Origin of the sequence: Clostridium chauvoei, from assembly GCF_002327185.1 — a bacterium.
Taxonomy (GTDB): domain Bacteria; phylum Bacillota; class Clostridia; order Clostridiales; family Clostridiaceae; genus Clostridium; species Clostridium chauvoei.
Genome location: NZ_CP018624.1, coordinates 2,065,118 through 2,088,824, shown reverse-complemented (window position 1 = coordinate 2,088,824; position 23,707 = coordinate 2,065,118). Strand labels below are relative to the sequence as shown.

The 23,707-nt window shown below is 26.2% G+C and carries 26 protein-coding genes; 18 read left to right on the top strand and 8 right to left on the bottom strand.

Going from position 1 to position 23,707, the window contains the following annotated elements; translation table 11 throughout:
• The first annotated feature begins 5 nt into the window (after positions 1 to 5).
• The 4 genes from BTM21_RS09795 (at position 6) to BTM21_RS09785 (ending at position 4,158) form a co-directional block, all read left to right on the top strand.
• The gene (locus tag BTM21_RS09795; RefSeq protein ID WP_079481113.1) at positions 6 to 2,246 is read left to right on the top strand and encodes an ABC-three component system middle component 1; all 2,241 of its coding nucleotides are present in this window, start codon (positions 6 to 8) and stop codon (positions 2,244 to 2,246) included.
• A 90-nt stretch (positions 2,247 to 2,336) separates the two neighbouring features.
• On the top strand, positions 2,337 to 2,468 hold the full coding sequence (locus BTM21_RS14095) for a hypothetical protein (protein ID WP_021874870.1): 132 nt from the start codon (positions 2,337 to 2,339) through the stop codon (positions 2,466 to 2,468).
• 129 nt (positions 2,469 to 2,597) lie between these two features.
• A complete protein-coding gene (gene fic / locus BTM21_RS09790) occupies positions 2,598 to 3,203 on the top strand; it encodes a protein adenylyltransferase Fic (protein WP_021874871.1) in 606 nt (201 codons plus the stop codon).
• Between the two features lie 262 nt (positions 3,204 to 3,465).
• The gene (locus BTM21_RS09785; protein WP_021874872.1) at positions 3,466 to 4,158 is read left to right on the top strand and encodes a hypothetical protein; all 693 of its coding nucleotides are present in this window, start codon (positions 3,466 to 3,468) and stop codon (positions 4,156 to 4,158) included.
• A gap of 128 nt (positions 4,159 to 4,286) precedes the next feature.
• On the opposite strand, the gene BTM21_RS09780 is transcribed toward BTM21_RS09785, so the two are convergent.
• The 8 genes from BTM21_RS09780 to BTM21_RS09745 are packed head-to-tail and all read right to left on the bottom strand — an operon-like array spanning position 4,287 to position 10,267.
• Entirely contained in the window at positions 4,287 to 5,168 is an 882-nt protein-coding gene (locus BTM21_RS09780; protein WP_079481114.1) for an Rpn family recombination-promoting nuclease/putative transposase, read from the bottom strand.
• Between the two features lie 29 nt (positions 5,169 to 5,197).
• A complete protein-coding gene (locus tag BTM21_RS09775) occupies positions 5,198 to 6,043 on the bottom strand; it encodes an Rpn family recombination-promoting nuclease/putative transposase (RefSeq protein ID WP_079481115.1) in 846 nt (281 codons plus the stop codon).
• Positions 6,044 to 6,072: 29 nt separating this feature from the next.
• Positions 6,073 to 6,363 carry a hypothetical protein gene (locus BTM21_RS09770; RefSeq protein WP_079481116.1) on the bottom strand — a complete coding sequence of 97 codons (291 nt, stop codon included), beginning with the start codon at positions 6,361 to 6,363 and terminating at the stop codon, positions 6,073 to 6,075.
• 29 nt (positions 6,364 to 6,392) lie between these two features.
• On the bottom strand, positions 6,393 to 7,286 hold the full coding sequence (locus BTM21_RS09765) for an Rpn family recombination-promoting nuclease/putative transposase (RefSeq protein WP_079481117.1): 894 nt from the start codon (positions 7,284 to 7,286) through the stop codon (positions 6,393 to 6,395).
• A 29-nt stretch (positions 7,287 to 7,315) separates the two neighbouring features.
• Entirely contained in the window at positions 7,316 to 8,161 is an 846-nt protein-coding gene (locus BTM21_RS09760; RefSeq protein WP_079481115.1) for an Rpn family recombination-promoting nuclease/putative transposase, read from the bottom strand.
• Between the two features lie 29 nt (positions 8,162 to 8,190).
• Positions 8,191 to 9,072, bottom strand: a complete 882-nt coding sequence (locus BTM21_RS09755; RefSeq protein WP_079481118.1) for an Rpn family recombination-promoting nuclease/putative transposase — start codon at positions 9,070 to 9,072, stop codon at positions 8,191 to 8,193.
• 29 nt (positions 9,073 to 9,101) lie between these two features.
• Positions 9,102 to 9,368, bottom strand: coding sequence for a hypothetical protein (locus BTM21_RS09750; protein ID WP_079481119.1), 267 nt, complete (start codon positions 9,366 to 9,368; stop codon positions 9,102 to 9,104).
• 29 nt (positions 9,369 to 9,397) lie between these two features.
• On the bottom strand, positions 9,398 to 10,267 hold the full coding sequence (locus BTM21_RS09745) for an Rpn family recombination-promoting nuclease/putative transposase (protein WP_079481120.1): 870 nt from the start codon (positions 10,265 to 10,267) through the stop codon (positions 9,398 to 9,400).
• A 200-nt stretch (positions 10,268 to 10,467) separates the two neighbouring features.
• Here BTM21_RS09745 and BTM21_RS09740 point away from each other — a divergent pair, with 200 nt between their 5' ends.
• From BTM21_RS09740 to BTM21_RS09680, 14 genes are all read left to right on the top strand, one after another.
• Positions 10,468 to 10,650 (top strand): PspC domain-containing protein, encoded by a 183-nt coding sequence (locus BTM21_RS09740; protein WP_079481121.1) that lies wholly within the window; start codon positions 10,468 to 10,470, stop codon positions 10,648 to 10,650.
• Between the two features lie 167 nt (positions 10,651 to 10,817).
• Positions 10,818 to 13,607 carry a helicase-related protein gene (locus BTM21_RS09735; protein ID WP_021874875.1) on the top strand — a complete coding sequence of 930 codons (2,790 nt, stop codon included), beginning with the start codon at positions 10,818 to 10,820 and terminating at the stop codon, positions 13,605 to 13,607.
• A 426-nt stretch (positions 13,608 to 14,033) separates the two neighbouring features.
• Complete coding sequence (locus tag BTM21_RS13995; protein WP_242944832.1) at positions 14,034 to 14,210, top strand: hypothetical protein; 177 nt, start codon at positions 14,034 to 14,036, stop codon at positions 14,208 to 14,210.
• 244 nt (positions 14,211 to 14,454) lie between these two features.
• Positions 14,455 to 15,129, top strand: coding sequence for a response regulator transcription factor (locus BTM21_RS09725; RefSeq protein ID WP_021874877.1), 675 nt, complete (start codon positions 14,455 to 14,457; stop codon positions 15,127 to 15,129).
• Position 15,130: 1 nt separating this feature from the next.
• The gene (locus BTM21_RS09720; RefSeq protein WP_079481122.1) at positions 15,131 to 16,147 is read left to right on the top strand and encodes a sensor histidine kinase; all 1,017 of its coding nucleotides are present in this window, start codon (positions 15,131 to 15,133) and stop codon (positions 16,145 to 16,147) included.
• 132 nt (positions 16,148 to 16,279) lie between these two features.
• On the top strand, positions 16,280 to 17,062 hold the full coding sequence (locus BTM21_RS09715) for an ABC transporter ATP-binding protein (RefSeq protein WP_021874879.1): 783 nt from the start codon (positions 16,280 to 16,282) through the stop codon (positions 17,060 to 17,062).
• Positions 17,040 to 19,022: an ABC transporter permease gene (locus BTM21_RS09710; protein WP_161493080.1), complete on the top strand. Its 1,983-nt coding sequence runs from the start codon at positions 17,040 to 17,042 to the stop codon at positions 19,020 to 19,022. Before BTM21_RS09715 ends, BTM21_RS09710 begins: the two co-directional genes overlap by 23 nt.
• 244 nt (positions 19,023 to 19,266) lie before the next feature.
• A complete protein-coding gene (locus tag BTM21_RS09705) occupies positions 19,267 to 19,419 on the top strand; it encodes a zinc-ribbon domain-containing protein (protein ID WP_021874881.1) in 153 nt (50 codons plus the stop codon).
• Positions 19,420 to 19,548: 129 nt separating this feature from the next.
• Positions 19,549 to 20,163, top strand: a complete 615-nt coding sequence (locus BTM21_RS09700; RefSeq protein ID WP_021874882.1) for a hypothetical protein — start codon at positions 19,549 to 19,551, stop codon at positions 20,161 to 20,163.
• Positions 20,164 to 20,196: 33 nt separating this feature from the next.
• Positions 20,197 to 20,364, top strand: coding sequence for a hypothetical protein (locus BTM21_RS13990; protein WP_021874883.1), 168 nt, complete (start codon positions 20,197 to 20,199; stop codon positions 20,362 to 20,364).
• A 200-nt stretch (positions 20,365 to 20,564) separates the two neighbouring features.
• The gene (locus BTM21_RS09695) at positions 20,565 to 21,032 is read left to right on the top strand and encodes a hypothetical protein (RefSeq protein ID WP_021874884.1); all 468 of its coding nucleotides are present in this window, start codon (positions 20,565 to 20,567) and stop codon (positions 21,030 to 21,032) included.
• A gap of 110 nt (positions 21,033 to 21,142) precedes the next feature.
• Complete coding sequence (locus BTM21_RS09690; protein WP_096145420.1) at positions 21,143 to 22,327, top strand: M20 metallopeptidase family protein; 1,185 nt, start codon at positions 21,143 to 21,145, stop codon at positions 22,325 to 22,327.
• Between the two features lie 100 nt (positions 22,328 to 22,427).
• Entirely contained in the window at positions 22,428 to 22,949 is a 522-nt protein-coding gene (locus BTM21_RS09685; protein WP_021874886.1) for a hypothetical protein, read from the top strand.
• Between the two features lie 220 nt (positions 22,950 to 23,169).
• The gene (locus BTM21_RS09680; protein WP_021874887.1) at positions 23,170 to 23,664 is read left to right on the top strand and encodes a DUF3997 domain-containing protein; all 495 of its coding nucleotides are present in this window, start codon (positions 23,170 to 23,172) and stop codon (positions 23,662 to 23,664) included.
• Positions 23,665 to 23,707 lie beyond the last annotated feature (43 nt).

The window sequence follows — 23,707 nt, the reverse complement described above, 5'->3', positions numbered from 1 at the left end:
ATTACATAGAATTATCTATTCTCTCAGAAATTGCGGCATATATAGAAAGTTGTTGTAATAAAAATGAAATATTAAGGAATATTAAACCACAATTTATTTATTCAATAGTTATTTTAAAGACAACTTCTATAGGAGAACAATTATATAAGAAGATAATTGAAATAGAAGAGAATGAGTATTTCTGTAAAAAATATGTTTTTTATTATAACGATGATGAAGTGAATATATTTGAAGCTTGGGCTAAAAAGAATAAAAAGTATAGCTTTAATGAACTAATTAGGATTGAAAGCATATGGATTAATAATTTTAAGTTTGTAGAGTATAGTGAAAATGAATTAGGAGTAGAGATTAACTTTAAGGAGGCTAATTTAGTACTTCTAAATGGTCCGAATGGATATGGAAAGACAACTACTTTTGAAGCTGTAGAATTACTATTGACGGGAGATATTAAGAGCTTTAACTCAACTCTCTTAAATAGAGGAAATATTTCTAAATCAATTTTAGCTAATAATCCCTCAAAGGATATTAAAATTACTGCCAAATTAGTTAATGAAAAAGGTAATATTATAACTATTGAAAGATGTATTGATTGTAAATATGGATGTACATCTACTAAAAAGGTTAATGAAGAAGAGTGTACTGAAGAATATTTATGGCAACTATTAAAGTTTAATAAAAGCATTTTTGATATTGGTATGTATATTTCACAAAAGGAGTCTTTAGAGTTTCTTGAGAAGAAGTATGGTGATAGAAAGAGTTTAATTTTAGGAATATTAGATAGTAGTAATATTCAAGAAAAAAGTGAGTTTCTAAAGGATTTTGAAAAAAAGGTTAAAAGTTCAATAGAGAATAATTTGAGAGCGATATACTATGCTGATGAAATTGAAAAAATTAAGCCTAAAGTAGATATTTTAAATAATATAAAGAATGTAGATAACATGTTAAAAGAAAGAAAATATAGCGATGCAATAGCCGTAGGAAAGCTAGTGGGCATTTCAATTGAAAGTATAACAGAAATAGAAATATCTTTAAGAAGATACAATAAATTATTAACAGATTTAAAGAGCAATGAGAGATATAGGGCTACCTTTATTACTAATAGAAAAAATTTAATAGGGTTTTTCAATAAAAATATTAAAAATAATAATTTTGATAAGAATGTGTGTCCTTTGTGTGGAAATACATCTATGGAATTGGAAAGACTTTTTAATATGACAGAAAGAGTATTAAAAGAAAATAATACATTGTTAGAAAAAGACGTAGATTTGATTAAAGATAAAATAGAGAAGTATTTTGATGAGGCTGAATGTATAAATGAAAAGGCTAAGTTTTTAAATAATACAGAATATAAATTGTATTTAGAGTTAGAAAAGCTAATTAATATTAATATTTCTAATCTTACAGAAGAAAAAGAGGTAATGACGGAGTTAAAATTTAATAATGAAAAGGACTTTGCAAGTGAAAATTTTGATAATGAATACAGTTTATTTAAATTAAATATTGAAAAAGAAATTAATAGATTAGGGGAAAGACTATCTGAAAAAGAAGTTAAGGATTATGAGAATTTAATTGATAAGTACTATAAAAATGGAATTAATCATAAGGAAGTTGATATAAATAATAAAATAGCGTTTATTGCTGATAAATATTCAACAGGATATTCCAAACAAATCTCAATAGAAAAAAAGAAGCTTCAGGATAGGAATATAGAATATGAAAAAGTAAAAAATCAAAATAAGTTAGCAGAAGATACAGTTAAGGAATATAGAAAGAAATATGATGCTGCATTTAAGGCGTACCAAACGAATTTAGTGGAGAATATAAAAATACCATTATACATAACTTCAGGTAAAATAATTCAGAATTATCCTATGGGATTAGGAATAAATGTAGATATAAAGGATAAGCAAGTTATTTTCCAAACTGATAACAAAGAGGATGACATATTTAACTATTTAAGTATGGGTCAATTAAATGGAGTAGCATTATCAATTATGTTATCAATAAGGAGTACTATTGATTTTAATGATGGTTTAGATTTAATATTAATAGATGATCCTCTTCAATCAATTGATGATATAAGTGCTTTCTCTTTTGCAGATGTACTGGTAGATTCATTTACTGATTCTCAAGTAATAATGTCTACTCATGAATCGGATAAATCAGATTTATTGGAATATAAATATAGACAATATAACAAAAGTGTTAAGGTGTTAAATATGTATGAGAGATATATTAATAGTTAAATTATAAGTAGTGTACGAACTTGATAACATTGTTTTATAATTTATTCAGTAGAAGTTTTTGATACTTTATTAGAAAATGAATATGCTTTAATGGGAATAGCATTAGAAAAAGCTAAGAATGATAATGGAAGTTACAAATATAATCAGGCTGATATTTATAGATGGTTAGATAGTATTAGAGAAATGGGGATAGAACAAAGTTTTAGAATTCCTAGAGAGTAAATGGAGATAGTTCTTATTAATGAATTTTTCAATTAAATAAGCTTTTAATCAATGTTATAATTAAAATAGAGAATAAAAAAGTAATTAATATATAAGAGAAAAATAAACATCTATTATATAGGAGGTATTATGGCACTTAATAATAAATTGCAAATTACAGATTCAGTTGAGCTTGCTAGGGTAGAAGAAAAAATAAGCAAGAAAAAAGCTATCGAATTATTCGAAAGTGGATATTTAGATAGTTTAGAAGCAGGAAAATATAATACATTAGCTCAACTTAATAGATATTTATTTGAGGATATATATGAATTTGCAGGAGTAGTACGTGATGTGAATATTGCAAAGGGGAATTTCAGGTTTGCTCCTATTATGTATCTGAAAGCATCATTAGAACATATTGAATCAATGTCACAATCAAGTTTTGATGAAATAATTGAAAAATATGTTGAAATGAATATTGCTCATCCTTTTAGAGAAGGAAATGGAAGAAGTTCACGAATTTGGCTTGATTTAATATTAAAAAAAGAGTTGGGAAAAGTAGTTAACTGGAGTGAAGTTGATAAGAATGATTATTTGCTTGCAATGGAACGTAGCCCTATAAAAGATATAGAGATTAAGCATATTTTAAAACAAGCATTAATTGATAAAATTAATGATAGAGAAATTTATATGAAGGGTATTGATACAAGCTACTATTATGAAGGATACACTGTTTACAAGACAGAAGATTTATAATATTTACCTTTACGTTGGTATGAATTAAATAAAAATATATTTAGAGCTTTGAAGAAGATAATTTTAGTTAAAAATAAATAATTTAACTAGAATTATCTTGTTTTTTATAAAAAGATACTCATTTTGATGTGAGTTATAGAAGAAAAGCAAGTTTCTATGATTAATTGTACTTATCTAAATCTTGTAATATAATGGAGTAAAAACTAATTATATGAAATAAATAGGTAAAGAGATAAAATATAACATCTTAGGGGGAGCATAAATGCAAGATAAAAAACTAAGTTTTATAGGAACAGGTATATTCTATATTTTATTAGTAGTAGTAAGTTTGATAGCTTTTATGGGACTTTATATAGGAATTAACTTTATACAAGCAAAACTATTTGTTAAAGGAGAATATATAATTTACCTTATAAAAAGTCCATATTCATATTTATTATTTCTAATATTGATAATAGCAATTGGAAGAATAGAAATACTATTTGTAGACAAGAAAAAATTGCTTTCTAAGGACAAAGGTTCATCGTTATGGTTAAAGTGTGATAAGTTATTGATATTAGCAATAATTATATTTATATATATGATAGTAACTAGTGTAGTGGTAGTTACGAAAGAGGGGGTTTATGATTATAGCTTTTTTAATTTAAAAGGAAATAAGTATAACTTTAGTGATGTAGAGTATATCCATACTGGCTTTGGTGATAGTGGAAAAAGTAAGGGGGAATTTTTCTATAATATTACATTGAAAAATGGTAAGAAGTTAAAATTAGCTTATCCATCTAGTTCTCAATCTTCAAAGGAATATAAGGGTGATTCATGGCAAGAATATGTTGATATAGACCAATATATTATGCATAGTGGAGCTAAAAAAGATTCAAGTGAAAAAGGTTCAAACTATGTAAAAATGGATAAAAAATATATAGATAAGTTATTAAAGATAGTAAATAATAAGTAGTTTAAGTATATGAAATTAATGTGAGTAATTTTTATAAAAATAAAGGGTGTCCACTTTGAGCTATCCCCTGTGAAGTAAACAGGAAGTAGTTGATGTGGACATCCTTTTAAATTTATTAATGTTAAATTTTATCTTAATTTTTCTATTTCATCTACACTTAATCCAGTCTTTAAAGAGATAGTTTCATTATCTAATACATCTAAAAGATTTTTAGCTATATTAATTCTTTCTAATAATTTACCTTCTTCAAGACCTTGCTCTCTACCTTCCTCCAAACCTTGCTCTCTACCTTTTTCTTCAGCGTTAGATAAGGCAGAAATTTTATCAAAGAATGATTTTTCTCTTAAGTTGTAAAGTTCAAGTTCTTTTTTGTCTCTACTTAGTCTATATAGCTCGTCTTTAGCTTCTTTTATTTCTTCTTTACTAAATTCAAGTTTTCTAACTACATTGCTTTCAGGATCTTTTAAAAACTCAATCCAAGCTGTAAGCATATCTATTGTATCAATATTTGCATCATCATCAAGGTCTTTTAATTTAGGAATTTCTATAAAATGAATTTCTTCAATGTCTGTAAGTTCTTCATTTGTTTCAATTTCTTTTAGTCTATATCCATTGTGGAATCTGTCGTTATCTAAGTATTTAAAATCTAGAATATTAATGCAAACAGTCCTTGAAAGCTTATCATATTTATCACCTTCACTAAGTTGTTCTTCATATAATTTGCTCCAATAGTACAAGCTACGTTTTATCATGTTATATTCATTTTTAATTTGTATTTCTATATTTATAACTTCACCTTTATTTGTAGTTGCTTTAACATCTAATCTACTAAACTTATCTTCTAAAAAGTCCTTTGTTATTTCTGTATTATTAATGACTACAGAAACTATTTTGTCAGCTGGTTTCATTACAGCATTTAAGAAGGAAATTAATATGTTTGGATGCTTCTCAGACCCAAATATTTTCTTAAATATAAAATCTACTTTAGGATTTAAAAGTCGTCTACCCATTATATTGCCTCCTTTTATAATTTTAAAATTTATCTTAATTTTTCTATTTCATCTACACTTAAGCCAGTCTTTAGGGAGATGGTTTCATTATCTAATACATCTAAAAGGTTTTTAGCTATATTAATTCTTTCTAATAATTTACCTTCCTCTCGACCTTTTTCTTCAGCGTTAGATAATGCAGAAATTTTATCAAAGAATGATTTTTCTCTTAAGTTGTAAAGTTCAAGTTCTTTTTTGTCTCTACTTAGTCTATATAGCTCGTCTTTAGCTTCTTTAATTTCTTCTTTACTAAATTCAAGTTTTCTAACTACATTGCTTTCTGGATCTTTTAAAAACTCAATCCAAGCTGTAAGCATATCTATTGTATCAATATTTGCATCATCATCAAGATCTTTTAATTTAGGAATTTCTATAAAATGAATTTCTTCAATGTCTGTAAGTTCTTCATTTGTTTCAATTTCTTTTAGTCTATATCCATTGTGGAATCTGTCGTTATCTAAGTATTTAAAATCTAGAATATTAATGCAAACAGTCCTTGAAAGCTTATCATATTTATCACCTTCACTAAGTTGTTCTTCATATAATTTGCTCCAATAGTACAAGCTACGTTTTATCATGTTATATTCATTTTTAATTTGTATTTCTATATTTATAACTTCACCTTTATTTGTAGTTGCTTTAACATCTAATCTACTAAACTTATCTTCTAAAAAGTCCTTTGATATTTCTGTATTATTAATGACTACAGAAACTATTTTGTCAGCTGGTTTCATTACAGCATTTAAGAAGGAAATTAATATGTTTGGATGCTTTTCAGACCCAAATATTTTCTTAAATATAAAATCTACTTTAGGATTCAAAAGTCGTCTACCCATTACATTGCCTCCTTTTATAATTTTAAAATTTATCTCAACTTTTCTATTTCCTCTACACTTAATCCAGTCTTTAGGGAGATGGTTTCATTATCTAATACATCTAAAAGGTTTTTAGCTATATTAATTCTTTCTAATAATTTACCTTCTTCCAGACCTTGTTCTCGACCTTCTTCAAGACCTTGCTCTCTACCTTCCTCCAAACCTTGCTCTCTACCTTTTTCTTCAGCGTTAGATAAGGCAGAAATTTTATCAAAGAATGATTTTTCTCTTAAGTTGTAAAGTTCAAGTTCTTTTTTGTTTCTACTTAGTTTTCTATCCATTACATTGCCTTCTTTTATAACTTTAAATTTTATCTTAATTTTTCTATTTCATCTACACTTAATCCAGTTTTTAATGAGATGGTTTCATTATCTAATACATCTAAAAGGTTTTTAGCTATATTAATTCTTTCTAATAATTTACCCTCTTCCAAACCCTGCTCTCGACCTTGTTCAAGACCTTCCTCCAAACCTTGCTCTCTACCTTTTTCTTCAGCGTTAGATAATGCAGAAATTTTATCAAAGAATGATTTTTCTCTTAAGTTGTAAAGTTCAAGTTCTTTTTTGTCTCTACTTAGTCTATATAGCTCGTCTTTAGCTTCTTTAATTTCTTCTTTACTAAATTCAAGTTTTCTAACTACATTGCTTTCTGGATCTTTTAAAAACTCAATCCAAGCTGTAAGCATATCTATTGTATCAATATTTGCATCATCATCAAGATCTTTTAATTTAGGAATTTCTATAAAATGAATTTCTTCAATGTCTGTAAGTTCTTCATTTGTTTCAATTTCTTTTAGTCTATATCCATTGTGGAATCTGTCGTTATCTAAGTATTTAAAATCTAGAATATTAATGCAAACAGTCCTTGAAAGCTTATCATATTTATCACCTTCACTAAGTTGTTCTTCATATAATTTGCTCCAATAGTACAAGCTACGTTTTATCATGTTATATTCATTTTTAATTTGTATTTCTATATTTATAACTTCACCTTTATTTGTAGTTGCTTTAACATCTAATCTACTAAACTTATCTTCTAAAAAGTCCTTTGTTATTTCTGTATTATTAATGACTACAGAAACTATTTTGTCAGCTGGTTTCATTACAGCATTTAAGAAGGAAATTAATATGTTTGGATGCTTCTCAGACCCAAATATTTTCTTAAATATAAAATCTACTTTAGGATTTAAAAGTCGTCTACCCATTATATTGCCTCCTTTTATAATTTTAAAATTTATCTTAATTTTTCTATTTCATCTACACTTAAGCCAGTCTTTAGGGAGATGGTTTCATTATCTAATACATCTAAAAGGTTTTTAGCTATATTAATTCTTTCTAATAATTTACCTTCCTCTCGACCTTTTTCTTCAGCGTTAGATAATGCAGAAATTTTATCAAAGAATGATTTTTCTCTTAAGTTGTAAAGTTCAAGTTCTTTTTTGTCTCTACTTAGTCTATATAGCTCGTCTTTAGCTTCTTTAATTTCTTCTTTACTAAATTCAAGTTTTCTAACTACATTGCTTTCTGGATCTTTTAAAAACTCAATCCAAGCTGTAAGCATATCTATTGTATCAATATTTGCATCATCATCAAGATCTTTTAATTTAGGAATTTCTATAAAATGAATTTCTTCAATGTCTGTAAGTTCTTCATTTGTTTCAATTTCTTTTAGTCTATATCCATTGTGGAATCTGTCGTTATCTAAGTATTTAAAATCTAGAATATTAATGCAAACAGTCCTTGAAAGCTTATCATATTTATCACCTTCACTAAGTTGTTCTTCATATAATTTGCTCCAATAGTACAAGCTACGTTTTATCATGTTATATTCATTTTTAATTTGTATTTCTATATTTATAACTTCACCTTTATTTGTAGTTGCTTTAACATCTAATCTACTAAACTTATCTTCTAAAAAGTCCTTTGATATTTCTGTATTATTAATGACTACAGAAACTATTTTGTCAGCTGGTTTCATTACAGCATTTAAGAAGGAAATTAATATGTTTGGATGCTTCTCAGACCCAAATATTTTCTTAAATATAAAATCTACTTTAGGATTCAAAAGTCGTCTACCCATTACATTGCCTCCTTTTATAATTTTAAAATTTATCTTAATTTTTCTATTTCATCTACACTTAAGCCAGTCTTTAATGAGATAGTTTCATTATCTAATACATCTAAAAGGTTTTTAGCTATATTAATTCTTTCTAATAATTTACCTTCTTCAAGACCTTGCTCTCTACCTTCCTCCAAACCTTGCTCTCTACCTTTTTCTTCAGCGTTAGATAAGGCAGAAATTTTATCAAAGAATGATTTTTCTCTTAAGTTGTAAAGTTCAAGTTCTTTTTTATCTCTACTTAGTCTATATAGCTCGTCTTTAGCTTCTTTTATTTCTTCTTTACTAAATTCAAGTTTTCTAACTACATTGCTTTCAGGATCTTTTAAAAACTCAATCCAAGCTGTAAGCATATCTATTGTATCAATATTTGCATCATCATCAAGGTCTTTTAATTTAGGGATTTCTATAAAATGAATTTCTTCAATGTCTGTAAGTTCTTCATTTGTTTCAATTTCTTTTAGTCTATATCCATTGTGGAATCTGTCGTTATCTAAGTATTTAAAATCCAGAATGTTAATGCAAACAGTCCTTGAAAGCTTATCATATTTATCACCTTCACTAAGTTGTTCTTCATATAATTTACTCCAATAGTACAAGCTACGTTTTATCATGTTATATTCATTTTTAATTTGTATTTCTATATTTATAACTTCACCTTTATTTGTAGTTGCTTTAACGTCTAATCTACTAAACTTATCTTCTAAAAAGTCCTTTGATATTTCTGTATTATTAATGACTACAGAAACTATTTTGTCAGCTGGTTTCATTACAGCATTTAAGAAGGAAATTAATATGTTTGGATGCTTTTCAGACCCAAATATTTTCTTAAATATAAAATCTACTTTAGGATTTAAAAGTCGTCTACCCATTACATTGCCTCCTTTTATAATTTTAAAATTTATCTTAATTTTTCTATTTCATCTACACTTAATCCAGTTTTTAATGAGATGGTTTCATTATCTAATACATCTAAAAGGTTTTTAGCTATATTAATTCTTTCTAATAATTTACCTTCTTCAAGACCTTGCTCTCTACCTTCCTCCAAACCCTGTTCTCGACCTTTTTCTTCAGCGTTAGATAAGGCAGAAATTTTATCAAAGAATGATTTTTCTCTTAAGTTATAAAGCTCAAGTTCTTTTTTGTTTCTACTTAGTTTTCTATCCATTAAATTGCCTTCTTTTATAACTTTAAATTTTATCTTAATTTTTCTATTTCCTCTACACTTAATCCAGTCTTTAGGGAGATGGTTTCATTATCTAATACATCTAAAAGGTTTTTAGCTATATTAATTCTTTCTAATAATTTACCTTCTTCCAAACCCTGCTCTCGACCTTGCTCTCTACCTTTTTCTTCAGCGTTAGATAATGCAGAAATTTTATCGAAGAATGATTTTTCTCTCAGGTTATAAAGTTCAAGTTCTTTTTTGTCTCTACTTAGTCTATATAGCTCGTCTTTAGCTTCTTTAATTTCTTCTTTACTAAATTCAAGTTTTCTAACTACATTGCTTTCTGGATCTTTTAAAAATTCAATCCAAGCTGTAAGCATATCTATTGTATCAATATTTGCATCATCATCAAGGTCTTTTAATTTAGGGATTTCTATAAAATGAATTTCTTCAATGTCTGTAAGTTCTTCATTTGTTTCAATTTCTTTTAGTCTATATCCATTGTGGAATCTGTCGTTATCTAAGTATTTAAAATCCAGAATGTTAATGCAAACAGTCCTTGAAAGCTTATCATATTTATCACCTTCACTAAGTTGTTCTTCATATAATTTACTCCAATAGTACAAGCTACGTTTTATCATGTTATATTCATTTTTAATTTGTATTTCTATATTTATAACTTCACCTTTATTTGTAGTTGCTTTAACGTCTAATCTACTAAACTTATCTTCTAAAAAGTCCTTTGATATTTCTGTATTATTAATGACTACAGAAACTATTTTGTCAGCTGGTTTCATTACAGCATTTAAGAAGGAAATTAATATGTTTGGATGCTTTTCAGACCCAAATATTTTCTTAAATATAAAATCTACTTTAGGATTCAAAAGTCGTCTACCCATTATATTGCCTCCTTTTATAATTTATCTATATTATAGCCAAATATAGATGTTTAAACAACCTAGAGGATAAAAGTAACTTTATTACAGTATTTTTATTATATGGTATAATAATTATAATAACTAAAAGGAAAATAGAAAGTTTAGAACTTAGTTTAAATAAGTACTTGGATTATATTTTTTATTAGGTAGGAGGGGATTTTATGTCAAACATATTATACAAATCTAATTCAAATAAGGTTATATTAGGTGTGTGTGGAGGTATATCTGAATATTTTGGGTTCAATGCAACTAGGTTAAGAATAATATTTATCATTTTTTTCCCTATTACATTTTGGCTTTATATTGCATTGACAGTTCTTATGCCAATTGATAATTTAATATAAGATTGCTTAGGGAATATATCAATTTTGGCCACTTTTCTTTTTTATTAACATTGAATATGTTTAATACTAAATTTTAAATATAAAGACTATATCCTTGTAAATTATTATCAATGTAGTATAGTTAAACATAGCAAAAGATAATTTTAGATTACCAAGGAAGTGATAAAATGGGTTCAATTAAATGCACATTAAGAAAAGAAGTTAAAAATGAAATAAATAAATACATAGACAATGAATTTATTACTGAAATGATTAAAGAAATCATTAATTATATAAGAACAACTCATAAAGTTAAGATTGATGACTCTGAGTTTGACAAAGAGGATGCAGAATCTAAGGTTATTTTAAAAGATGATGGACCTTTTAATATTTATGATTATATGTATGTAAAAGACTTTTTATATGAATTATCCTGGGAAGGTTCATACATAAAGGAATTAAAGGAAAGTGAGTACTCTGACAATTCTAAAGGTAGATCAAAATATATACCACAAAAGATAACAGAGGATTCAGAAGTATTATACAAGTACATACCAAAAGATATTGCTACTGTTTTATATGAAAAAGTAGAAGCATCTATGGAAATAAAAAAAGGTCAGCTATATAAAGAATTTAAAAAGAAATATAATGAAGAATTCCTATTTAATAGTGTTAGATGGTATAAAAGATCTAGAGATGGGAAAATTTATTGTGATATAGATTTAAATGAAATAGATGAAAATAAAAAGATAAGACTAGAAGAACAAATAAAAACTGAAATAGGCAACAGTTACAAAACTAGATGGGGTAATGATGTTGTAGCAAAGGTAATTTCTTTAGATAATAAACTTTTATTAGATATTTATGATGAAGGTTGCAAGATTTTAGGCATTAAAAATGAATATTCTTCAGAAGTTATAGAGGCAGACAACAGTAAAGATGAAGAAAAGATAATAAAGCTTATGCTTGATAACTATAAAGAAGCTACAAAATTATCAAAGGGAATAAATAAGCTTAAAGTTAAAGTTATTAACTCCTTTGATAAAAAAATAGATGACCTTATTAATATGAATGTTTATAAGACAAATGAACATATGAAGCTGTTTTTAAATGATGCAAGAGAAATGATATTTGGATATTATAAAAGTGTTAATTTACCAGGCTTTAGAAAAACTCTTATAGATAAAGAATATAAAATAAATAAGCTAATTGAAAGAGTAGCTGTAGTTGAAAATATTATATATAAGAATTATTTAGAAAAAAATCCTTCAGCTCCATCTATTGAAGATATGGAATTTATAAAAGAATGTCTTTTATGGATTTGTACAAAAGGATTACTTTGGACATCAGAAAATATATACATAAAAAGTAAAGTAAAAGATGAGATAAAAGAAATAATATTAGATAATCCAATAGGTGAGTATAAAGAAGCTAGAGATATGAAAAGACATTTTTATCTTCATGTTGGTGAAACTAATACAGGAAAAACCTATGCAAGTATTCAAAGACTTATGGATGCAGAAACTGGGGTATATTTAGCACCATTAAGATTGTTAGCTTTAGAAATTCAAGATAAGCTTAATTCTCAAAATATATCTTGTTCATTATTAACAGGAGAAGAAGAAGATATAAAATCATATGCATCACATGTTTCATCAACAATTGAAAAACTTTCTTTAGGAACTAATTATGATGTGTGTGTTATAGATGAAGCTCAAATGATTGCAGATAAACAAAGAGGATGGGCTTGGACAAGAGCTATAATAGGTGTGCTATCACCAGAAATACATATTTGCATGGCTCCTGAAGCAAAGGATATAATAATCAAGCTAATAAAAGATTGTAATGATACATATGAAATAATAAATCATAAAAGAAATACTAAATTAATATTTGAAGAAAAGAAATTTGAACTTAAAAATGATGTTAAAAAAGGAGATGCTTTAGTTGTCTTTGGGAAAAAGAAGGCACTAGCAGTTTCAGCAGAGCTTCTAAATAATAATATAAAAACTAGTATTATTTATGGATCATTACCATATTCAACAAGAAAAAAACAATTTGAAAGATTCTTAGATGGAGAAACAGATGTAATAGTATGTACAGATGCTATTGGTATGGGTGTGAACTTACCTATTAAGCGTATTGTATTCTTAGAAACAAGAAAGTTTGATGGGATTTCACAAAGAAAGCTAAAGGTTTCAGAAATAAAGCAAATTGCAGGAAGAGCTGGACGTAAAGGGATATACGAAAAAGGATATGTTGCTACAACAGCTGATAGTAACCTAATTAAATCAGCATTAACTTCAGAGACAAAGAAGATAGAAAAATGCTACATAGAAATTCCAGATTCACTTTTAGAATTGGATATAGATATTATAGATGCATTAAAAACTTGGAGCTTAGCACCAGTTAAAGGATATTTCCAAAAGCCAGATGTTACAACAATAATATTCCTTTTAAATAGATTAAAAGATATAAAAGTTAAAGCATCAAAAAGCGATCTTTTAAAGATGGCAACAATTCCATTTGAAGAAAATAATAAGAGAGTACTTGCATTGTGGGAAGAATACTGCACTATGTATAGCCAAGGGGCAGTAAACTTAAAAAGACCAAAACTTAATGAAATAGTAAATGCCAAAAAAGAACTTGATGAACTTGAATGTTATTATAAGTCATTAGAGCTTAACTACTCCTTTGGTAAAAACTTTAAGTTAATTACAAACAATGGATACATTTCAAGTGAAAAAGAAAATACAGCAAATAAAATAAATGAACTACTTCTAACAAGCTTACTTCAACATGAAAGAGTTTGTTTAGACTGTAAGAAAAAATTAGCATGGGATTACCCAAGTGAAAGATGTAGAGCCTGTAAAGAAAAATTACAACTCCTAAAAGGTGATAGATTTAGACCTAGCTTCAGAGGTGGAAGAAGAACATCAGATTTTAGAAATAAAAGAAACAGAAGAAGTTACTATTAAGAATAAAAAACAAAGTGAGCATTAAAAATCAATGCTCACTTTAATAATTTTAAATATAGTTATTGTATAAACAAGACTTTAACATTGAGATTAGATGAATAATTTAATATAATAATGGTAAGAAATTAAACGAATTAGACTAGATATATATGTACCTTTGATTTATTTAAAGCAGGACGACATAAATACACATTTGAAACTGTATGTATTGAAGATAATAATATAAAACTAAAAGATGATACAAATAAAATTATATTAAATACTAAAGGGATTATAAAAGATCTTAACGATGAACTTATTGGTTTTTTAGAGTATGTAGAACATTCAGATGATAAAACAGCTGAAAAAACTAAAGGTACATTAGTTAAAAATATCCATAAAAGAGTAATAGAAGTTAAGAATAATCCTAGCGTGGAGGTAGAGTTTATGACACTTTTAGAGCGTGATAGAGAAAAATTAGAAGAAGGAAGAGAAGAAGGCAAAATGCAAGAAAGGTTAGAATTAGCTAAAGAGATGCTTAAAGACAATGAGCCTATTGAAAAAATAATGAAATACACAAAACTAAGTAAAGAAGAAATTCATAAAATTAATAGGTCTTTATAAGTACAGATATTTTAGTACTCAATATAGATATAGTGTAAAAACAATATGTTTATTCATAACCCTAAATATATTGTTTTTTTGATGTTAAAATAAGTATAAAAATATATTTAAAGTGAAATGAGAATAAAACCTATAGATAATTGGAATAAGGTAAGAATATAGTAGCTATAATATAAAACCGCATTTACAAAATATGCTATAATTAAATTAAAAAACTAATAGAAATAACAAGAGGAAATTAAATATGTATAAAATATTAATTGTAGAGGATGATAGTGTTATATCATCATTGTTAAAAGAGAATTTATGTAAATGGGGATATGAAGTAGAATGTATTTCTGATTTTAGTAATGTATTAGGTGAATTTATGCAGTTTAATCCACAATTAGTAGTTATGGATATTAACTTACCTTTTTATAATGGATATCATTGGTGTACTGAAATAAGAAAGATGTCCAAGGTTCCAATAATGTTTGCATCATCAGAAAGTGATAATATGAATTATATTATGGCTATAAATATGGGCGCAGATGATTTTATAGTAAAACCTTTTGATTTAAATATATTTGTAGCAAAGGTACAAGCTTTACTTAGGAGAGCTTACTCTTTTCAAGGAAAGATGAATGTTTTAGAAAGTAAGGGGGCTATCCTTAACCTAGAGGAGATTACTTTAACTTATAAAGAGGAAAAGTTAAGTTTAACTAAAAATGAGTTTAAGATTCTTCAAATATTATTAGAAAATAAAAACAAAGCTGTTTCCAGAGAAGATATTATGACTTATCTTTGGGAGAGTGAAAGCTATATTGATGATAATACTTTAACTGTTAATGTAACTAGAATTAGAAAAAGACTTGAAGAAATAGGGCTAAAAGATTTTATAAAAACTAAAAAAGGAATTGGCTATATAATAGGTGAGTAGTATGAAGGATAAAAAAATAATCAATATATTAATTAGCTATTATAAAGATAAGCTAAGTATCATTATAAAATTTCTTGTTTTTATGGGAATATTTTTTCTTGTATATAGTTTATATCACTTGCCTTTAGGAGTATTTTTATATGCAGCACTTATTGTTTCTACCTTAGCATTCTTATTTAGTTTATATGATTTTAATATTTATTATAATAAACATAAAGTTTTAATTAGTGTATTAAATGAGGTAGAGTATAGTTTGGATAAGCTACCCAAAAGCAATTCATTAATTAATAAAGATTATGAAAATATTATAGAAGCACTTTATAATAATAAAACAAATTTAAAAACAGATTTAGATTCTAAGTATGAGAATACAGTTAATTACTATACAATGTGGGCTCATCAAATTAAAACTCCTATTTCAGCTTTTTCTATGATTGTTCAATCAATGGATTCATCAGTAGAAAAAAATATGATGAAGCAAGAATTATTTAAGATTAATGAATATGTAGATATGGTTTTATACTATGTAAGACTAGAAAATCTATCTTATGATTTAAAGCTACAGGAGTATTCTCTTAAAGAGATTATAAAAGGTGCTATTAAAAAATATTCTGCAACCTTTGTATATAAAAAGATAGCTTTAGATTTAGAAGATATAACTTGCAATATTATTACTGATGAAAAGTGGATTACTTTTGTAATTGAACAAATACTATCTAACAGTTTAAAATACACAAACAAAGGGACTATTTCTATTTATATGGACAAGGAAAGTAAAAATACTTTAGTAATTGAAGATACAGGCATAGGGATAGTAGAAGAAGATGTATCACAAATTTTTGAAAAAGGCTTTACTGGATATAATGGAAGACGTGATAAAAAATCTACAGGAATAGGGTTATATTTATGTAATGAAATAGCTACAAGGCTCTCACATAAATTATATGTTACTTCTAAAGTAGGAGTAGGAACTAAAGTTTATATTGATTTTTCAACAAATAATATAAAAATAGAATAACCTTACACAACTGTAAGGTTGCAAGGGAGAAATGTAATGTCATGTTAAGGCAAAGCATTTCTTTTTTTATTATAATTAAATCATAGAAAATAAATGAAATTAAAAGCTTAAGAGAGTTTTGGAGGTATAAATATGGCAATATTAGAAATTAAAAATTTAAAAAAAGTATATAGCACAAGATTTGGTGGAAATAAGGTAGAAGCCTTAAGGGATGTTTCCTTTTCAGTAGAAAATGGTGAGTATATAGCTATAATGGGTGAATCAGGATCAGGTAAAACAACACTTTTAAATATATTAGCTTCTTTAGATAAATCAACTAGTGGAGAAGTTTTATTAAAGGGGAAAAATATAACTAGCATAAAGGAAAAAGATATGGCAGCCTTTCGTAGAAATCACCTTGGATATGTATTTCAAGATTTTAACCTTTTAGATACATTTTCCTTAAAGGACAATATTTTTTTACCATTAGTATTAGCAGGGAAAAAGTATAAAGAAATGGAAGAAAGCTTAAAGCCTATTGCAGATATGATAGGAATAGAAGATATATTAGAAAAATATCCATATGAAGTATCAGGTGGACAAAAGCAAAGAGCTGCTATAGCAAGAGCTATAATATCTAGTCCAGAATTATTACTTGCAGATGAACCAACAGGATCTTTAGATTCAAAAACAACAGCAGAAATATTAGATTTATTTTCTAATATTAATAAATTAGGACAAACAATTCTTATGGTAACCCATAGTACTTTAGCAGCTAGTCATGCAAGTCGTGTATTATTTATTAAAGATGGCAAGATATTCAATCAAATATATAGAGGCTCTATGGATAACGAGAAGATGTATGAAAAAATCTCTGATACCCTTACTATACTTGCTACAGGAGGGAAAAATAATGAAAAATTCAATGTACGTTAATATAGCAAAGAATAATTTACTAAAAAATAAAAAGACATATCTTCCTTATATATTAGCATGTATAGGTACAATAATGATGTTTTATGTTATGAGTTGTATAGCTACAAATGAAGGGTTGGACTCTGTAAGAGGAGCAGGTGCATTAAAAATACTTCTTGGTATTGGAGTTAAAATTATAGGTTTATTTTCAATTATATTTTTATTTTATACAAATAGCTTTTTAATTAAAAGAAGAAAAAAGGAGATAGGACTTTATAATGTTTTAGGAATGGAAAAGAAGCATATAGGTAAAATTCTAATAATTGAAACTTTAATTATAGGTTTTGGAAGCTTAATTCTAGGAATTATTTTAGGTAGTATATTAGGAAAACTATTATTTCTAATATTAATTAATTTATTAAAAGTTAGTATTAGTATTTCAAGTACATTTTCTATATCATTAGTTGCAATGAAAAATACAGTATTTTTATTTGTAGCTATTTTTATAGTAGTTCTTCTTCAAAATATAATAATGGTTAAAGTAAATAATCCAATAGAGCTTTTAAGGGGTGGAGAAAAAGGTGAAAAAGAACCAAAGGCATCTTGGATTTTAACAATATGTGCTTTTGGATTTTTAACAGCAGGGTACACAATGGCGAGTACAGTAGATAAGCCTTTAAAAGCACTTTCAATAGTATTTATAGCAATTATACTTGTAATTCTAGGAACTTACAGTCTATTTACAAGTGGAAGTATTGCAATTTTAAAATTGTTAAAGAAAAATAAAAGCTTCTATTATAAATCAAAAAACTTTATATCAGTATCAGGTATGACTTATCGTATGAAGCAAAATGCAGTAGGACTTGCTAGTATATGTATATTATGTACAGCAGTATTAATTACAATATCCACAACAGTTTCTTTATATGCAGGTCAAGAGGGAAGCTTAAAAATTGCATATCCATATGATACAGAAATAAAAGTTCCAGCTTCAGAAAAAGAACTTTATACTAAAATTAGTGATAACTTAGAAAATAAAGCTAGTAACTACAACGTAAAGATAACTGATTTAAAGAAATTTAATAATTTTAATTTAATGGTAAATGCTGATGGTGAAAATTTTAAATCAGCAATAGAACAAAAAACTTCTGGAATTGAAGACATTAGCGTTATTCAAATTTATTCATTAGATGATTACAACAAAATAGAAAATAAAAATATAGAACTAAAGGATAATGAAGCTTTAATATTCTCTGTATCAAAAGAGTATACTGGTGATTCAATAGTTATTAATGATAATAAATTTAAAATAGCCAAAAATTTAGATAGCTTTAAGGTAGTTAATAAAAATAAAAATAATATAACAGATGAATATTGTGTAGTTCTTAAAAATCAACAAGTGATAGAAAAGGTATGTAAAGATTCAGCAGATAAAGGAGCATTATTTTCAACAAATGAAATTAAATTTAATTTAGATGGAACTAAAGAAGACAAAATAAACTTTTGTGAAGCAATAAGTAGTGATTTAACAAATACCAAATTAGCAAAGATTAGTAACATTGATATAGATAGAAAAGATTTTTACGTTGTAAATGGAGGATGCATATTTTTAGGTAGCTTTTTAGGATTATTATTTATCCTAGGAACTGTATTAATAATTTATTATAAACAAATATCAGAAGGATATGATGATAGCGATAGATTCCAAATCGTGCAAAAAGTTGGAATGAGCAAAGAAGAAGTTAAAAAAGTTATTAATAAACAAGTGCTTATGGTGTTCTTTTTCCCAGTAGGAATAGCACTAATCCATACAGCCTTTGCATTTAAACCAATATCAAAACTACTAGGACTATTTGGCCTATTTGATATAAATATATTTTTAATAGTAACAATAATAACAGCTATAGTATTTATTATACTTTACGTAATTGTATATGTAATAACATCAAATGTTTATTATAAAGTGGTACAACAAGAATAATCAAAATTTAAGATAGGATTAGTTAATATAGTAGAAAAAAACTAGTAACATAAATTTATAGTTAGTTAATAATTATTCCAAAATAAAAATAATTACAATAAATAAGTTGTAATTAAGTAAATAGTATGTTATTATAAATGAGTAGCAAAATTGCTAACAAAGAAGTTTTATTTAGGTAGATAGTTTCTCAGAAATTAGAGATTATTATATCAATTTAGAATCTTTAATTTTAGGAGGAATATTTATGACAGATAAAATATTAAAATGTAGAGATTGTGGAAGTGAATTCATATTTTCAGTAGGAGAACAAGAATTCTACAAAGAAAAAGGATTTACAAATGAACCAACAAGATGCATATCTTGTAGAAGAGCTAAGAAAGAACAAAATAACAGATAATTTTAGATTAGCAAAGATTGTAGTTTAAACTGCAATCTTTTTTTATTACAATAAAAGATATAATTATAATAATTAAAAGTAAATATTAAACTATAATAAATATAGTGTTTTAAATGGAGGAGAAAAAGTATGCAAGAATATAATGAAGATAATCCAATGCTTGTCAACTCTATGGTATGTACTATAGATATATTAGGCTTTTCACAAATGATAATACAATCATGCAATAATAAATATGGAAATAATTTGCTTAGAGAAATTAATTTTCTTATAAATAAAAATAAGCAATGTATAATTAAGAATAAGTATAGCAAGGGAAAAATAAAAATATACACTGATAATATGATTATAGGTTATCCTATAAAAGATGATGGGGAAGAAAGTCTAAATGAAATACTAGATAATGTATCAGAATATCAATTTAATTTAGCCTTAGAAGGTCTTTTTGTTAGAGGTGGAGTTAGTGTAGGTGAATTTTACATTAATGAGGATATAGTTTTTGGACCAGCACTTTTAGATGCACATTACGTTGAAAGTAATTTAGCTTGCTATCCAAGAATTGTATTAGACAACAAAATAGTAAATAGATTACAAAAATATATAAATAATTACGATATAGCTCCACAGCAAAATAAGATATTAATAGATAGTGATGGACAATGGTTTTTAAATTATCTAAATACAATATTTAAAAAGTATACCAAATGTAATAATAATTATGAATTTGAAAAAACTCAAATATAATTACTTTTTAGACATAAAGTTAAATTAGAGGAAATGTTAGATTTATATAAAGAGAACATAAGGGTTTGGGACAAATATGTTTGGATAGCTAATTATCATAACTATTTCTGTGATATAAACTTTGCAAATGAAAAAAACTTGAAAATAGATAAGAAAAAATTACTTTCATGGCCAAGAAGTATTTCTAATAAAGATATTTAATATTTAAGATAGGATTAAAACCTATCTTATTTTTTTATAAAAATATAGCTTCCTATTTCCCTTTATTTTGAAATAAAGTATAATATTTATATAGTGATATACAAAAGGGGGAGAGAGTTATAAGAGATGTTTTTAGGATATAATATTAACCTATGAGAGTACAAAATTTAAAATAAGAAGTAAGGTTTTGGAGGGATAAAATGAAAAAGAGAGCTTATGAAGTTATAAAACACTTATTACCTTTAGCAACAATAACAGCACTTACTATTGTTGGATTATGGATATATTTTTTCATTATTGATATTAATAACCCATATAAAAATCCACTTGTTACAGAAATAAGCAATGTGGAAGATATAATGTATCACTTCAAGTTTGCATTTTTCCCATATATAGTATTGTTTATTATTGTAATAGTTAACTTTTGCAAAGCTATTTATAGTAATAAAAAGAAAACAGAAAGAAATTTTAATAAGATAGACTTAATAATAGATGTGTTTTGTGGTATAGCTATGTGGTCAGGATTGATGTTCCAAGGAGTATTAGCTGATAATAGTGCTGGGGGATATAATGTATGGGCAATTTCGTTAGAAATAATTTCAATAATAAGTTTTATAATTTTCATTGCCAATTTAATATTAGTATTAAAGAGGAGCTTAGGAAAATGATAATATTATTAAATGACTTGCATATTAAAGAAATTTTACTTTGATGTTATAATAAAATTAATATATGAGAATAACTTAATTAAAGATAAAACAATTAGTAGAGGTGAATTATGAATAGTATAATCAAGCAAGCTAGGTTAATAAAAGATGAGTTAATCAAGTATAGGAGAACTCTTCATAAAAATCCAGAGGTAGGTGATAATCTTCCTAAAACAAAATCTTTTGTAATGAATAAACTAAGAGAATTTGGCTATGATCCAAAAGAAATTTGTGAGAGTGGAATTGTAGCAATAATAGAGGGAAAGAAAGGTGGCAAGACAATCCTATTAAGAGCTGATATGGATGCATTACCTATGTTAGAAGATACTGATGTTAATTATAAGTCTACTAATAGAAATATGCACTCTTGTGGACATGATATGCATACTACTATGCTTTTAGGGGCAGCTAAGTTATTAAAAGAAAATCAAGATGAAATAGAAGGAACAATAAAATTAGTATTTCAACCAGATGAAGAAGGGTTTACTGGAGCTAAGAAAATGTTAGAAGCTGGAGTACTTGAAAACCCAAAAGTTGATGTAGCTTTGGCTATGCATGTAAATTCAGGAACACCTTCTAATATGGTTATATGTGGAATGGGAACTTCTATTGCAGGATGCAATAGATTTAGAATAGAAGTAAATGGAATAGGCTGTCATGGAGCTATGCCAGAAACAGGGGTAGATCCAATTAATATAGCAGCACATATATACTTATCAATTCAAGAAATTATATCTAGAGAAATAAAAGCCACTGAATCAGCAGTTGTAACTATTGGTAAATTTGTAGGTGGAGATGCACCAAATATCATACCTTCACAAGTAGTTATGGAAGGAACTATAAGAAGTTTAGATAAAGAATTAGGTGAATTTATATTTAATAGAATAAACGATATAGTAATTTCAACTGCAAAAATGTTTAGAGGAGAGGCTAAACTAATAGAATTATCATCAGTACCACCATTAATTAATGATAAAAAATTAGCTAATGAAATGATATCATATATTAAAGAGTTAATAGGAGAAAAATCGGTAGTAATGTTTGAAGGTGGAGGAATGGGCTCAGAAGATTTTGCATCTTATTCATACAAAGTACCAAGTGTATATTTTATGTTAGGAGCAGGAACAAAACAAGAAAATCCATTATATGGTGAACCAATGCATAATAGTAAAGTAATATTTAATGAAGAAATATTAGCTACAGGAGCAGCAATACATACATATAGCGCGATACAATGGCTTAAAAATAATAAATAAAGAGATGAAAATTTAAAGATGTTTTGTAGTGATATAGAATTAGAATTTTTCATAAGATATTTAGAAACAAGATATACGTATTTTATAGGTGGTGATTTATATGAGTAGTTACGAAGAATTTATGGGATATAATATATATAAAGATATTTCAAAAATAAATGATGATGGGTCAGTATCAAAAAAATTATATGTGTATTTTACTGGTAATGATTTAAATAATTATCTCATTGGAGAAATAGAAGAGTTTATTAAAGGTTCAAACATAAAATATACAGTTAAATATTATATGGATACAGTAAGAGAATGTGAAAAATTTGAAGCTTTTACTCATATAAGCAGTTGTCCTTATTGGATTAAAGATGCTTTTGTATTTGAAAATGATAGACCATATTTTATTGATGAAAGAACTCCATCATCTTCAAGAGATGACTTACCACAATTATTGGAAAAGGTAAGTTTACAGGTATATGATAGATTTGAGTATCTTAGGAGAACAAATGGAATAAGTAGTGTAAATACTTTATGGGTATCTGATTCACCAAATGATTTAGATAAAAAAGACATATGGTGGTTTGAAGAAGAATATGCAAAGTGGAGATTTGGAGAGATAATAAAATCGTAATTAAATATTAAATAATTATCTTAATTTACAGATTCTTTGTTAATTAGCTCAGTATTTTAGAATCATCTAAAGTTTAACAATTTATTTTATACTAAAAATAAACTTTCTACATAAACAACTTCTATTTAGTTAGATTATTGGATGTTTTGTTCAGAATTAATTTACAATTAAGGAACAAAAATATACACTTACTAAGTATTAACAAATAGGAGGAGCTTTTATGAAAAATAAATTATTCAAAATAGGTGGAACAATTTTAATTATTATGGTAGTAGTATTAAATCTTCATGGATGTATTATAGCTTCACCAAAATCAGATTATAAAATGAAATTAACAAAGGATTATCAATTATGGGAAATTAATAGATATAATGTTGTGATAATAAAGACTAGTGATAAGGAAGGATCAGATGCAAGAGTACCTGGAAAAGTTATAGAACTTAATTTCAATGATGAATATATTATTGCAAGATCAATACCTACATATAAAGCTAGAAAAAAAGAATTTACCAATTTAATGGAAGAGGATAAGTATATGGAATCTATTCCAGAAGAAGAGTATGAGTTTTGGGTTATAGAGGTTGAAAAAGATATAGTGCATGGACCTTTTAATGAAGAAGAATTTAAGAAAACAAAAGAAGAACTTTCAGTACCAGAAAGTATGGAATTAAAAGAGTTAAAGAGCTATAAAAAGAATTTTGAATATGTTAAATAAAGAATAGCATTTGTTTAAAGATAGGATTTAATCCTATCTTATT